The organism is Rhizobacter sp. Root1238 (genome assembly GCF_001425825.1).
GTDB lineage: Bacteria > Pseudomonadota > Gammaproteobacteria > Burkholderiales > Burkholderiaceae_C > Rhizobacter.
Genome location: NZ_LMDM01000034.1, coordinates 92,640 through 105,168, shown reverse-complemented (window position 1 = coordinate 105,168; position 12,529 = coordinate 92,640). Strand labels below are relative to the sequence as shown.

The window sequence follows — 12,529 nt, the reverse complement described above, 5'->3', positions numbered from 1 at the left end:
AGCCCTGTCTCGGGCCGATCTGAGAAGAGTCGACATGGGGGGTCCTCGCCAGCGGGCAAGGGTATCGGAGTCGGGCGCCTGCCCGGCCCTTCCAGGCCTCCGCTGGAGCGGGCCATTCAACCGTTCAACCGGTCAGCCGCTCAATAGCTGATCGTCAGCCAGTGAATCCGGCTCGCCTGGCAGGGCGCCGTCCCGCAGGAGCCGGCCAGTCCGGCGTCGATGCGGCCGGTCACGCGGTGCTCGTGCACCAGGCCGTCCCAGGTGCCGGACACGGCATCCAGCGTCAGCGTGTAGGGCAGGCCGAGCAGCGTGCCGCCGCCGCTGTCCAGCGCCAGCGCGTAACCGGTGTTGCAGTCGGCGCTGAAGCTGTTGGTGGCGATGGCCGGCGTGGCCTGGAAGGCGACGTAGTCCAGCGTGACGGCGCTCGGCATCGACAGGCTGCAGGCCGGCGGCACGTCGAGTGCCACGCCGCCGCTGGTGCCGGCGCTGCCGCTGCCGCCGCCGGACGGCACCGGGCTGCCATCCGTGTTGTACGCCAGCGTGACGAGCAGCGTGTCGCGGTAGCTGCCGGCCGCCGGCCGGGAGGCCCGTGCGGGCGCCACCAGGTAGAAGGGCAGTTGCGCGCTCGCCATCGGGCTGCCGGTGAAGACGACGCTGCCGGTCAGCGCGTACGGTGCGGCGCTGCCCCACGGGGTGCTGGCGGTGACGTCCTGCCACAGGCCGTAGCCGATGCGGCGCCCGGCGCTGTCCTCGGCGGCCAGCGCTTGCGTCGAGCCGACGGTGGCGCTGAACGACGCGCTTGCCAGCGCGCTCTCTGCCGCCTTCGTGCACTGCACGGTCAGCGTGCCGCCGAGCGTCAGCGCACCGGGCGCCGCCACGCTGCCCGACGGCGAGCTGACCGTCACCGCACAGCTGACCGCGCCCGCCACCGTTGCCGGCGCGGCGAGAAGCGCCAGCGCGCCGGCGAGCCGAAAGACGCTCACGGCGTCACCCCGGTGCAGGTCAGCGGCCCGAGGCGCGTGATGTCGTTGCCGTCGTCCGGCGGCAGCTGCACCGCCAGCGAGCACGACTGGCCGCGCCAGCGCAGCACCAGCGTGGCGACCGGCGCGAGGCCGGTCACGAAGACCTCGCCGCGGCGTGCCATGTAGAACACCTGCGGATCGCCCACGATGCCGACCTCGGCGCCCGGCGGCGCCGGGCCGCCATCCTCCAGCCGCACGCGGATCAGGGCCGCGCGTCCGCTGCGCACCGGGAAGCGCAGCTTCACGACGCTGCGTGACGCCGGCACGGCCGACATCTCGACCGAATCGAGCTCGGCGCCGATCGGCAGGTCCGACGGGTCGAGCCGCACCGCGTTCGCCTGGTAGGCCAGCAACTGCGGCAGCAGCGCCCGTCCGTCGCTGCCGGTGCGCGCCGCGACCTGCCCGAGCAGGCTCACGCCGACGCCGGGCTGGCCGGGCACCTCCACCAGCGCCATCGCCGCGCCGCTGCGCCGCGTGGCGAACAAGGCGCCGTCGGCCGCGACCCAGGCGCCCTGCGCGCCCAGGCGCAGGGTCTGCAGCTCGCGCGTCTGGCCGAAGTCCAGCGCGAGGCTGCCGCGCGGGCCGTCGCGGTACAGGCCGGCCTCGGCCTGGCCGGCGCTGCTGCGCTCGCCGGCCAGCAGGCGCCAGGCCCAGCCGTCCGGTTCGTCCGGCGAGGCGCTGAGGCCGACCGTGGTGTCGGAATCGCCGTGCCGCGTGTGCGCCGCCGTCGTGCTGAGCACGCTGCGCGGCCCGAGCGGCACGAACAGCGTGGCCGTCAGCCGCGTGCCGGCGGTGTTGCCGGTGAGCCGCGTGACGCCCACGCTGAGCGTGCTGCGGTAGCCGATGCCCAGGGTGTGCCCGGCGGTCGTCGCGAGGTAGCGGCTGCCGTCGCCGGCCACCGTCTGCGCGACGCTCAGCCCGAAGCTGCCCCAGGCCCCTGCGTTCAACCGGTGGCTGGCCGTCGTCTGGCGGCGCGTCGGCGGGGTCTGCAGGTCCTGGCCCAGCCCGCGCCACGCGGCGGTGTTGCCTTCGGTGCGCAGCAGCCAGCCGCTCGAGACGCCGGCACGCTCGACGCTCAGCAGCCAGCCGGCGCCGTAGGCACGCCCGTTCGCGAACGCGCTGCGGCTGCCCGAGAGGCCGGCCTGCACCAGCACCGGCCACGGCGTGTGGGCATGGCTGAGCGCGATGCTCGCCTCCTGCTGCGGTCCGGAGATGCCGGTCCGGACCTCGCCGGTCCAGTCGGGGCTCAGGCCCAGGCGGTACAGTCCGGCGCCGAAGCGGGTGGCGTAGCGCGCGTCGGGCAGGCCGAGGTTGCGCCGGAGTTCGCCGGCCTCCAGGCTCCAGTCGCTCAGCCCGGCGGCCAGCAGCGCGTTGCTCGACAGGAAGCTCTGCTCGACGACTGTCTCGCGGCCCAGGATGTCGCGCACCACCATGCGGACCTGCCCGGTGCTGTCGGGCAACGGCAGTTCGTTGACCGTGAACGGGCCGGCCGGCAGGTTGCCGGTCTGGCGCAGCACGTCGTTGATGTACAGCTCCAGCGTGCTCGGCGCGCTGGAGGTGCCGGCCAGCGACGGGATCGGCCGGCTGACGAAGCCGGGTTCCAGCGCGAAGTTGCGCGACACCTGCACGCCGCCGAAGAACACCGGCCGGCCGATCGCGCCGGCATGCGTCGCGAGGTCGCCGAGGCGCAGGCTGATGCGCGGCTCGGGGAAGTCGTGCGTGAAGCTCGTTTCCAGGCGCTGCCAGCGCGGCGTGGCGTCGAAGCCGCGCACCGCGAGGTTGCGCCCGGCGTGGCTGGACGACAGCACGCCGGCGTCGCCCGACAGCGCGACCTCGACCAGCGCGCCCAGGTCCTGCTGCGTTGCCACGCCGCGCGCCGCCGAGCGGGTCAGGCTCAGGTCGTAGTTCAGTGCCAGGGCCGGCTCGGCCGGCGACACCGCGGGGCGCTTCGGTGCCGGCTGCGTGAGGCGCGTCGCCGCGAACGCCTGCGGCGCGAAATCGAGGTCCACCGATTGCGCGGCCGGGTGAAAGCGCGCCGCGAACCCCGGCAGCGCCGACAGCGGGTACCAGGACTGCCCGCGCACGCGCAGCGGCGGCAGCTCGGGCCGGTTCAGCCGCCATTCGTCGAACGCGATCGCGGGGGCGAACAGCACGCCGGCGCGCTCCATCAGCAGCCAGCCACCGCTCGGCTGCTGGTTGACGCGCACCTCCAGCGGCATCAGCCGCTCGCCGGGCACGCGCTCCGCGCCTGCATCGACCGCCTGCGCCTGCGCGTGGCGTGGCGCCAGCGACGGCAGTGCGCACGCCGTCACCGTGCCGGCCACCCACGCAAGCCGGGCCGACCGGCGCAGCACCGCGTGCCGGTCCATCGGGGCCGCGGCCTCACGGCAGCGCCAGTTCGTCGGTGCGGCGCGTGCCGTCGTCGAACAGCAGCGCCAGCTGCGCCGGTCCGGGCGCCACGTCGGGTTCGGACTGCAGCGCGATCGGGCGGCTGGCCCCGGGCAGCACATAGGCGCCTCCGTTGAAGTGCGCGAGCGGCCGGCCGGCCCGCAGCACGCGCAGTTCGCGCACCTGCGCATAGGCGCTGCCGCGGTTCTCGCACTGCGCGAGCAGTTGCGCGCCGTCGCGCTGCAGCGTGCAGGCGAGGTCGCGCCGCGCCGCCGGCGGCGTGACGAACACCGGCAGGCTCATCGCCAGCGCGACCGGCACGCTGACGCCGGGCGCCCCGGGCAGCGCCTCCGGCACCTCGCGCATGACGAGGCGGTAGGTGAGCTGGCGGGCCGCGTCGCGCGGCACCACCATCGCCAGCCGCACCACCTGGCGCGTGCCGGGCTCGAGCTTGACGATCGGCGGCGCGAGCACGAGGTCGTCGGTGGGCGTCAGCACGTCGGCCCCGGCGGCGTCCTGTCGCCAAAGGAACAGCTCCGCCTGCAGCACCAGCGGCGAGTCGCCGTCGTTGCCGAGCGCGACCGCGACGGCGCGGTCGCGCGGCCCCATGTGCAACCGCACCGGCGAGATCGTGAAGACGCCGGCAGCGGCCGGTGCGGCCCACAGTGCCAATGACAGCGCCAATGACGACGCCAGCGAGAGCGCGGCCGGCGCGGCGCGTGGCGGGCGCATCAGAAGATCATCCACATCTCGACCGCGCGGCCGGCGGCGACCTGCACCGGCGGTGCGACGTCTTCGGCGGGCGCGCCGTCCGGCGACACCACCCAGGACACGGTCTCGCCCGCGCCGTCGGCCGGGGTGCCCGGGCCGCCGGCCGGATTCGCCGCGCTCCGCGCCGGGCCGGCCGACCCGCCCGCCGCGGCCGACACGATGACCGGCCGCACGTTGACGAACAGGTTGGCGCCGCAGGTGAGCGTGACCCGCGCGCCGCCGGCCGAGCGCTCGATGCTGCTGCTGCAGCCGGCCGGCAGCGTCAGCGCGATGTGGACCGCGACGCCGGCCTCGACGGTACCGGCGCGCGCCGGCAGCCCGGCGCCTCCGGCCAGCGCGGCGCACACGCCGCCCAGCACGCGCCAATGCGGCACCCGGCCGTGCCGGCGGCGCAGCGATCCGACCCGCGGATGGACAGGCATGGGCTCGCGGCGCTCAGTACGTGACCGTCAGCGTGCGGCTGCGGTTGGTGCTCGCGGTGTTGTCGCAGGCGGTTCCCGACGGGCACGAGCCGGCCTGGTTGGCGGTCATCGTCGCGCCCAGCGAGAGCCCCTGGCTGGCGCCCGTGCCGGTGCCGGCCGCCGGCGTGGTCAGCGTGTACGAGAGGAGCGTGGCCGAGTCCTGGTAGACGCGCGAGGTGGGTGTCCCTGAGCTGTTGTTGTTGTCGTTGTCCAGCGAAAAGCTGTACGGCAGGTTGGTGGTGCACAGCAGCGTGAAGCCGCCCCCGCTGCCCGTCGCCTGCGTGTTCTGTGCGCCGGTGTAGTTGAACGTGATGCCGCCGACCGTGCCGAGCGCGCAGGCCGGTGTCAGGTTGATCGAGACGGTGAAGTTCTGCGTGGCATCGGTCGCGAACGCACCGCCATGGGCCGCCAGTCCAAGCCCGAGCAGGGCGGTGATCAGTACGTTCTTCATGAAGACATCTCCGTTGTGAAAGTGGTGTTTGCGGTGATTATTGTGATTAAGTTGGTTGTGCTGCGCAAGCCCCCGACAACCCGATGCGTTCCCTGGTAGATTTCCGTCCACAATTGTGAGGAAGACCCCCCGGAATGAGGGGGGTGGTTCGATGCGAGGTGGCAACTAAATCACAAAAACCGCAATCGATTTTTGTCGATCTTTCTGCCAGACTGGCTGCATGAACACGCCACGCACCCTTCCTTTCGCGCCCTTCGTGCCTCGCATCTGCGTCGTCGACGACAACCCGGTCGTCGGCGTGCGCATGCAGAAGCTGCTGAACACGCGGGGCTTCCGCAACGTCACGGTGTTCCGCAGTGCATGGCCCGCGCTGCAGGCCTGCCACTACCGCCTGCCCGACCTGGTGCTGGTCGACTACGGCATGCCGCAGATCGACGGCATCCGCTTCATCGAGGCGCTGCGCCATTACCCGCCGGCGCGCAAGCTGCCGATCGTGATGTTCACCGGCCAGTCGCTGGAAGCCCTGCGGCCGCGGGCGATGGAGGCCGGGGCGAGCGACGTGTTGTCCAAGGACCTGACCGGCGAGGAACTGCTGCGCCGCGTGAAGGGCTTGCTGAGCGTCGCGCAGGCGCCGTTCGAGATGGCGGCGCCGTCGCTGGACGCACCGGTGCTCGACCGCGTGCTGCTGGCCGATGCCGGCCGCGAGGGGCCTGCATCGCACGGCGGCTGGGGCCTGCTCGCGCAGTACGAGGCGAAGGCGGAGATCACCGACGACGACGAGTCGACGCTGCGCCACCTGTCGCGCATCGCGTCGCTGCGCGACCGCAACACCGGGCAGCACACCGAGCGCATGGCCTACTACGCGGCCGTCATCGGTCGCCGCTACGGGCTCAGCCTGACCCAGGCGCAGATGCTGGTGGCCGCCGCGCCGCTGCACGACATCGGCAAGGTCGGCGTGCCCGACGCGGTGCTGCAGAAGTGCGGCAGCCTGGACGACGACGAACGCACGCTGATGCGCAGGCACCCGACGCTCGGCTTCGAGCTGCTGCGCGATTCGTCGTCGGCGGTGATCCGGCTCGGTGCCGAGATCTCGCTGTCGCACCACGAGCGCTTCGACGGCAGCGGCTACCCGCAGGGGCTGCGCGGCCACGAGATTCCGCTGTCGGGCCGGCTGGTCGCGGTGGCCGACGTGCTGGATGCACTGAGCACCGAGCGGTCCTACAAGGCGGCCTGGCCGCTGCACCTCGCGATCCGCGAGATCGGTGCGCAGGCCGGCACGCACTTCGACCCGGCCGTCGTCAGTGCGATGACCGAGGCTTCCGACCAACTTCTCACGATCAAGCAGTACTTCGAGATGGCCGAGCCCTTTGCAAAGACGACGCCGATGACTCTAATCTGACCCATCATGGACACCCTGGTGCAGCCGCGCCGCCCAACCGCGGCGCGGTTCGTCGACTGGTTTCGCCGTCGCGGCTTCGCGACGCAGGTGCTGGTGATCCACGCCGCCACGCTCGCGGCCGTGCTCATCGCGCTGGGCATCGCGTCGTTCGGCTACGTCGAATCGGCGATGCACCGGGTGGCCGGCGAGATCAGCCTGAGCCGCCTGCGCGGGCTGGTGCTCGACCTCGGCGACCTGCCGCGCAGCGAGGACGAGGCCGCGGCCCAGCGGCGAAGCCTGCAGAACCACCTCGAAGCGCCCACCTACGTCAATGCCGTCGTGTTGTCGGCGCAGGGCGAGGCCCGCGTCGTGCGCAGCGAAGACGACCCGGCGGCCCTGCCGCTGGACGTGGCGCGGGACGCCTTGCTGCGGCCCGGTTTCCGGATGATCGACGGCGGGACCCTGCGCAGCTGGATGCCGCTGCCGAGCGGCGGCGGCCTGCTGGTTGCCACCGTCAACCTGCGCCCGGCCGACAACATCGTGCGCTACGTGGTCGGCGTGCTGGTCGTGATGTTCATCGCGATCTCGTGGACCGGCGGCATGGTGTTCGGGTTGCTGATGCGTCGCCATGCGCGCGGGCTGGAGCGCCTGGTCGGCTGGGCCCGCGAGCGCGCGGCCCATCCGGAGGCGCCGGCGCAGGGGCCGCCCGAGCGGGCGGTCGGCTCGCGCGAGTTGCGCGCGCTGGCGCATGCGCTGTCCGAGGTGGCTGCGCAGCGCACCCACCAGCTGCGTGCGAAGGAGCAGGCGCTGCGCACGCTCGGTCGCGTGATCGATGCGATGCCCGAAGCGGTGCTGGTGTACGACGTCACCGGCGTCGTGCGCATCTGCAACGAGGCGATGCAGCGCCAGTTCGGCTGGCGCGGCGACCAGCTCGTCGGCGGCCGGCTCGACCGCATCATCCCGCCGGGCGAGCGCCACGACTTCATGCGCACGATGCTCGATTTCGCGGCGCACGGCAGCGGCCAGCGCACGCGGCTGATGCTCGACCGCAGCATCCTGTGCGCCGACGGCAGTGCGGCCACCGTGCGGCTGTTCGGCGAGCTGATGAAGCTGCCGCACGGCCCGAAGATGTGCCTGTTCCTGCGCGACATGACGCAGGAACTGCGGGATGCACGCGCGCTGGAGGCGGCGCTCGCCGAGGCGCAGCAGTCGGCGCAGGTGAAGTCGCGCTTCCTGGCCAACATGAGCCATGAGATCCGCACGCCGCTGAACGGCATCGCCGGCATGCTGGACCTGCTGACGCGCTCGTCGCCGACACCGGACCAGCGCGAGTACATCGACGTGATGCGGTCGAGCGCGCGGCTGCTGCGCAACCTGCTGAACGACATCCTCGACCTGTCGAAGATCGAGGCCGGGAAACTCGAGCTCGAGAACCTGCCGTTCGACCTGGAGGAGCAGCTGCACGATGCGTGCATGCCGTTCAAGGCGGTGGCCGAATCGCGCGGGCTGCGCTTCGACGTGCACTTCCATGTCGGCCATGCGGTGTTGCTGGGCGATCCGCTGCGCATCACGCAGATCCTGAACAACCTGCTCGACAACGCGATCAAGTTCACCGCCTCCGGCAGCGTGCGGGTCAAAGTGATCGAGGCGAGGGACGCGCGCGCCTCCGACGGCAGCCGCGTCAGCATCAGCGTGACCGACACCGGCGTGGGCATTCCGAAGGCGCTGCAGAAGCGGCTCTTCGCCGCCTTCACGCAGGCCGACGAGTCGGTGACGCGGCGCTACGGCGGCACCGGGCTCGGCCTCGCGCTGTGCCGCCAGCTCGCGCGGATGATGGGCGGCGACATCCATGTCGAGAGCAGCGAAGGCCGCGGCTCGCACTTCGAGGTGGTCGTCTTCCTGCCGCGCGCCGGATCGACCGCCGGCTTCGTGCACACCCAGCCCGACAGCAGCATCGACACGCTGGCGCACGGACTGGTCGGACAGCACGTGCTGGTCGTCGACGACAACCGCATCAACCAGATGCTGCTGCGCAAGTGGCTGCAGCAGGAAGGCGCACACGTCGAGATCGCGAACAACGGCGAACAGGCGGTCGAGAAGGCGGCCGGCGCGCACTTCGACGCGATCCTGATGGACGTCTCGATGCCGGTGATGAACGGCTACGACGCGGCGCGCGCAATCCGCGCGATGGGCGGCGTGAGCGGCCTGGGCCACACCAGCGGCGTGAGCGTGCCCATCATCGGCGTGACCGCGCTCGCGATGGGCGGCGAGCGCGAGCAATGCCAGGCCGCCGGCATGAACGACTACATCACCAAGCCGGTCGACCGCAACGCGCTGATCCGCAAGCTCGTGCCGCTGATCGCCGCCAACGAGCCGCTGCCGGAACTGCCGGAATTCCTGCCCCGCATCAGTCTGACCCCCACCCTGGAAGCCGCTCACTCATGAACTTTCCGAAGGTCACCTTCGACACCCGGCGCGCGCTGGCCGATTTCGACGGCGATGCCGACAGCATCGCCGAAGTGCTGCTCGCGTTCCTGGAAGACCTGGACACTGGCCGCACCGCGCTGGAAGACGCCCCGGCGCGCGGCCGCGCGGCCTATGCGGCGGTGCTGCACGAGCTGGCGAACTCGCTCGAATCGATCTGGTGCTTCGACGCCGGCCGCCGGGTGCGCGAGATCGAGCGCAGCTGCCACCGCGGCGAGGTGCTGGACACGGCCCTGGTGCAGCACGAGGTGTCGCAGTTGCTCGAGGCCTCGGCCGACGAGGCGCGCGAGTGGCTGCGGCAGCGCTTCTCCTGAGCGCTGGCCGGGCCGGCGGGGCGAAGGCCGTAACATGGGCGCTTTTCCCGACAGCAAGCTGACCGACACCGTGGAACACGAGGAATTACTGACCGTGGGCGAGGTGACCGGCCTGCTGGGGGTTTCCCGCACCTCGGTCCAGAAGATGGTGGACAGCGGCGTGCTGCTCGCGATGCGCACGCCGGGCGGGCACCGGCGCATCGTGCGCAGTTCGGTGCAGGCGCTGCTGAGCGGCCAGCTGCAGCTGGTGCCGGGGACGGCGTCGGCCGCCGTGCCGGCCCCGCCATCGGGCATGACGGTGCTGATCGTCGAGGACAACCCGACCACCGCGCTGAGCTACCAGAAAGTGTTGCGCCGCAGCAGGCTGCCGATCTCGTGCGAATTCGCGACCGACGGCATCGAGGCCTTGCTCAAGCTCGAGCGCTTTCGCCCCGATGTGCTGATCACCGACCTGCAGATGGAGCCGGTCGACGGGTTCCGGCTGGTGGCCGCCGTGCAGAACGATGCCGAACTGGCGTTGATGGCCCAGGTGGTCGTCACCGGCCTGGACGACGACGAGATCGCACGCCGCGGCGGCCTGCCGCCCAACGTGCTGCTGTACCGCAAGCCGGTGCCCTGGGACCGGGTGCTCGGTTTCCTGGAGGCCCATGCGCAACGCCGCCAGCTGCTGCTGGCGGCGTCGCAACATCATCCCGGTCTCAAGGCTGGTTGATGATCTCGGTGCTCGGCTGGCCGTTGTCGGCGATGACTTCCAGCACCTTCACGTCGTTGACGGCAATGCTTTGCGGCACCGTCATCAGCAGCAGGTCGGCGTTGGTCTGCACCTCGATCGGCGCGGTGAAGATCACCGACTTGGTGCCGGCGGTGGTCACCCGCATCACGTAGGTGCCGGCGGTGAAGTCGGTCGAGTTCGAGCTCGAGGCCGGCACCGCGTTCTTGTACGTGGCGGCCGCGAAGTTCGGCGCCACGGTGTTGATGTCGACATTGGCGGCCGTCAGGTAGACGTCGACGTTCTGCGCATTGAACGAGCCGTTGACGACGCGCACGCGGCCGTTGGTGGCGGTGAGCTGCTTGTCGTACGGGTCGTTGATCAACAGCAGGTTGGTCGTCGTCGCTTCGCCCGGCACCGCGATCAGCGTGAACTTGTTGCCGCGCGTCGGGTTGAAGTTGATCGAGCCCACGGTGACGGCGCCGGTCGTGGTCTTCACCGTGTAGTCGGCCGGCGCGGTGTCGACGACGTAGTACTTCGACGCATACAGGTAGCCGACGTCGTTGATGCCGCCCGAGATTTCGGTGTTGCGGTACAGCGAGACGTTCGGGCCGGCCGGGATCGCGTGGATGAAGCGAACCTTCGGGTCGGCGATGTCCAGCCGGTCGTCGATGCTGTCGTCGCCGCCGCCGCAAGCGGCGACCAGCAGGATCGGAGCGAATGCTGCCAGGAACTTGAGAGCCTTGTGCATGGTGTACCGCCTTTCAGTGAGTCGAGGAACCGTGTGAAACGTGCTGCGACTCTAGATTTCGGGCGTGTTGCACCGTGTCGGTGGATGCGGCGACCCGATGTGGGGCGCGCCTGAGATCGATGTCGGACGACGCGCCGCGTGCGCCGGCCGGGTGTGTCGGATGCCGTGCGTCCCCACGCGGCGACAATGCGCGCCACGTCTGGTACCGGGGAGACCTCATGATCGTTGTCCATCACCTGAACAACTCGCGCTCGCAGCGCGTGCTCTGGCTGCTCGAGGAGCTGGGCCTGCCGTACGAGATCAGGAAGTACCAGCGCAACCCGAAGACCATGCTCGCGCCGCCGGAACTGCTGCAGGTGCATCCGCTCGGCAAGTCGCCGGTGATCACCGACGACGGCAACACGCTGGCCGAATCGGGCGCGATCATCGAGTACCTGCTCGCGCGTCATGGGCAAGGCCGCTTCGCCCCGGCGGCAGGCACGCCCGAGGCGTTGCGCTTCACCTACTGGCTGCACTTCGCCGAAGGCTCGGCCATGCCGCCGCTGCTGCTGAAGCTGATCTTCGACCGCATCCCGAAATCGCCGATGCCGTTCTTCGTGAAGCCGATCGCGAAGGGCATCTCGGCCAAGGTGCTGTCGATGATGGTCGAGCCGAACCTGAAGCGGCAGCTCGACTTCATGGAGGCCGAGCTCGGCCGCAGCGAGTGGTTCGCCGGTGCCGAGTTCAGCGCGGCCGACATCCAGATGAGCTTTCCGGTCGAGGCCTCGGCGCAGCGCGCCGGGCTGGATGCGAGCCGGCCGAAGCTGATGGCCTGGCTGAAGCGCATCCATGCCCGGCCGGCCTACCGGCGCGCGCTGGAGCGCGGTGGGCCGTACGACTTCGCGAACGACTGATCAGGTCCGCCACACGCGCGGCACCTGCGCCGGCAACGCCCACGCGACCTCGCGCCAGCGCTTCCACACGCGTGTCAGCACCTCCATCGCCGGCTCGACGCGGTGTGCCAGCAGGCGCAGCACGACCACCTCGTCATGCGGCGACGTCGCCCCCGCGGTGGCCCGCAGCGCGTGCGCATCGAACTGCTCGCGCGCCGCGTCGACCAGCGCCTCGCGCCGCGCGGGCGCCAGCGCCGAGCCGCCGGCGAACCACATCGTCGCCAGCACGCTGTGCCCGGCAAACCCGACCGGCGAGTCGAGCAGCAGGCGATCCTGCCCGTCGACCGTGCCACGTTCCAGCCACACCCCCGGCAGCTCGATCTGCTGCGTGTAGCGGCCTTCATCGAACAGCTCGCCGCTGGCCGGCAGCCCGAGCGCCAGCACGTCCCAGCCGATCATCTCGGCACCCGGCGCCAGCTCGAAGCGCATGCGGTTCTCGGCCAGCGTGCGCCGGTAGCACAGCGTCTCCAGCGGCAGCCATTCGAGGCGCGCGCCGGCGGCCACGCGGGCCGTCAGGCTCTGCAGCGCGGTCTCGCCGAGGCTGCGGTAGAAGCGGGTCGCGCCGGGCGTCGTGATCAACGCGTGCGCGCCGGCATCGAGCGTCGCTTCTATCTCCAGCACGTCCCCGCCGACGATCCCGCCGGGCGGGTGCACGAGCACGTTGTGGCAGATCCCGGTGCCTTCGGGGTAGAGGCTTAGCAGCACGCGCAGTGGCCCGCTGTGCCGGTCGTGGACGACGCAGCGGCCGGCGTCGTGGCGGTAGTGGAGTTGCAGGCGACCGTTCCAGGCCATGGGCTCGGGGTGTTGATGCGGGGCGCGTGCAGTGTAGGGGCGGGCGCGGGCCGCTTCGGGGCCGGCTGCGTCTCCA

12 protein-coding genes are annotated in these 12,529 nt (G+C 71.4%); 5 read left to right on the top strand and 7 right to left on the bottom strand.

All coding sequences use genetic code 11. From position 1 onward, the window contains the following. Window positions 1–140: 140 nt before the first annotated feature. From ASC98_RS21815 to ASC98_RS21795, 5 genes are read right to left on the bottom strand one after another with little or no spacing between them, the layout of a single operon-like run. Window positions 141–983, bottom strand: coding sequence for a spore coat protein U domain-containing protein (locus ASC98_RS21815; protein ID WP_056815671.1), 843 nt, complete (start codon window positions 981–983; stop codon window positions 141–143). Then, a complete protein-coding gene (locus tag ASC98_RS21810; protein WP_056815668.1) occupies window positions 980–3,391 on the bottom strand; it encodes a fimbria/pilus outer membrane usher protein in 2,412 nt (803 codons plus the stop codon). Before ASC98_RS21810 ends, ASC98_RS21815 begins: the two co-directional genes overlap by 4 nt. Window positions 3,392–3,404: 13 nt before the next feature. Then, window positions 3,405–4,142 carry a molecular chaperone gene (locus tag ASC98_RS21805; protein ID WP_056815666.1) on the bottom strand — a complete coding sequence of 246 codons (738 nt, stop codon included), beginning with the start codon at window positions 4,140–4,142 and terminating at the stop codon, window positions 3,405–3,407. Further along, entirely contained in the window at window positions 4,142–4,603 is a 462-nt protein-coding gene (locus ASC98_RS21800) for a hypothetical protein (RefSeq protein WP_157598002.1), read from the bottom strand. Before ASC98_RS21800 ends, ASC98_RS21805 begins: the two co-directional genes overlap by 1 nt. A 13-nt stretch (window positions 4,604–4,616) precedes the next feature. Continuing rightward, the gene (locus ASC98_RS21795) at window positions 4,617–5,093 is read right to left on the bottom strand and encodes a spore coat protein U domain-containing protein (protein WP_056815660.1); all 477 of its coding nucleotides are present in this window, start codon (window positions 5,091–5,093) and stop codon (window positions 4,617–4,619) included. Window positions 5,094–5,313: 220 nt separating this feature from the next. On the opposite strand from ASC98_RS21795, the gene ASC98_RS21790 reads away from it, so the two are divergent. Genes ASC98_RS21790 through ASC98_RS21775 form a run of 4 tightly spaced genes read left to right on the top strand, consistent with a single transcriptional unit; the run spans window position 5,314 to window position 9,981 of the window. Then, window positions 5,314–6,492: an HD domain-containing phosphohydrolase gene (locus ASC98_RS21790; RefSeq protein WP_056815658.1), complete on the top strand. Its 1,179-nt coding sequence runs from the start codon at window positions 5,314–5,316 to the stop codon at window positions 6,490–6,492. Window positions 6,493–6,498: 6 nt separating this feature from the next. Then, a complete protein-coding gene (locus ASC98_RS21785; RefSeq protein ID WP_056815654.1) occupies window positions 6,499–8,916 on the top strand; it encodes an ATP-binding protein in 2,418 nt (805 codons plus the stop codon). Next, entirely contained in the window at window positions 8,913–9,269 is a 357-nt protein-coding gene (locus ASC98_RS31160) for a hypothetical protein (RefSeq protein ID WP_056815651.1), read from the top strand. Before ASC98_RS21785 ends, ASC98_RS31160 begins: the two co-directional genes overlap by 4 nt. Before the next feature lie 34 nt (window positions 9,270–9,303). Further along, window positions 9,304–9,981 (top strand): response regulator, encoded by a 678-nt coding sequence (locus ASC98_RS21775; protein ID WP_056815648.1) that lies wholly within the window; start codon window positions 9,304–9,306, stop codon window positions 9,979–9,981. Here the strand turns inward: ASC98_RS21775 and ASC98_RS21770 are convergent. After that, window positions 9,968–10,729, bottom strand: coding sequence for a DUF4397 domain-containing protein (locus ASC98_RS21770; protein WP_056815644.1), 762 nt, complete (start codon window positions 10,727–10,729; stop codon window positions 9,968–9,970). The two genes, ASC98_RS21775 and ASC98_RS21770, sit on opposite strands and share 14 nt — an antisense overlap. A 218-nt stretch (window positions 10,730–10,947) precedes the next feature. Between ASC98_RS21770 and ASC98_RS21765 the strand changes: the two genes are divergently transcribed. Then, complete coding sequence (locus ASC98_RS21765; RefSeq protein WP_056815641.1) at window positions 10,948–11,622, top strand: glutathione S-transferase family protein; 675 nt, start codon at window positions 10,948–10,950, stop codon at window positions 11,620–11,622. Here the strand turns inward: ASC98_RS21765 and ASC98_RS21760 are convergent, their stop codons facing one another. Continuing rightward, entirely contained in the window at window positions 11,623–12,453 is an 831-nt protein-coding gene (locus ASC98_RS21760) for an urease accessory protein UreD (protein WP_056815637.1), read from the bottom strand. It abuts the gene before it with no gap. Between the last annotated feature and the right edge of the window lie 76 nt (window positions 12,454–12,529).

Excerpts from the sequence above, each read along its gene's own strand:
- ASC98_RS21800 (WP_157598002.1), bottom strand. The coding sequence starts at position 4,603 with ATGCCTGTCCATCCGCGGGTCGGATCGCTGCGCCGCCGGCACGGCCGG.
- ASC98_RS21790 (WP_056815658.1), top strand. The coding sequence starts at position 5,314 with ATGAACACGCCACGCACCCTTCCTTTCGCGCCCTTCGTGCCTCGCATC.
- ASC98_RS31160 (WP_056815651.1), top strand. The coding sequence starts at position 8,913 with ATGAACTTTCCGAAGGTCACCTTCGACACCCGGCGCGCGCTGGCCGAT.
- ASC98_RS21770 (WP_056815644.1), bottom strand. The coding sequence starts at position 10,729 with ATGCACAAGGCTCTCAAGTTCCTGGCAGCATTCGCTCCGATCCTGCTG.
- ASC98_RS21775 (WP_056815648.1), top strand. The coding sequence starts at position 9,304 with ATGGGCGCTTTTCCCGACAGCAAGCTGACCGACACCGTGGAACACGAG.
- ASC98_RS21765 (WP_056815641.1), top strand. The coding sequence starts at position 10,948 with ATGATCGTTGTCCATCACCTGAACAACTCGCGCTCGCAGCGCGTGCTC.
- ASC98_RS21805 (WP_056815666.1), bottom strand. The coding sequence starts at position 4,142 with ATGCGCCCGCCACGCGCCGCGCCGGCCGCGCTCTCGCTGGCGTCGTCA.
- ASC98_RS21760 (WP_056815637.1), bottom strand. The coding sequence starts at position 12,453 with ATGGCCTGGAACGGTCGCCTGCAACTCCACTACCGCCACGACGCCGGC.
- ASC98_RS21795 (WP_056815660.1), bottom strand. The coding sequence starts at position 5,093 with ATGAAGAACGTACTGATCACCGCCCTGCTCGGGCTTGGACTGGCGGCC.
- ASC98_RS21785 (WP_056815654.1), top strand. The coding sequence starts at position 6,499 with ATGGACACCCTGGTGCAGCCGCGCCGCCCAACCGCGGCGCGGTTCGTC.
- ASC98_RS21810 (WP_056815668.1), bottom strand. The coding sequence starts at position 3,391 with ATGGACCGGCACGCGGTGCTGCGCCGGTCGGCCCGGCTTGCGTGGGTG.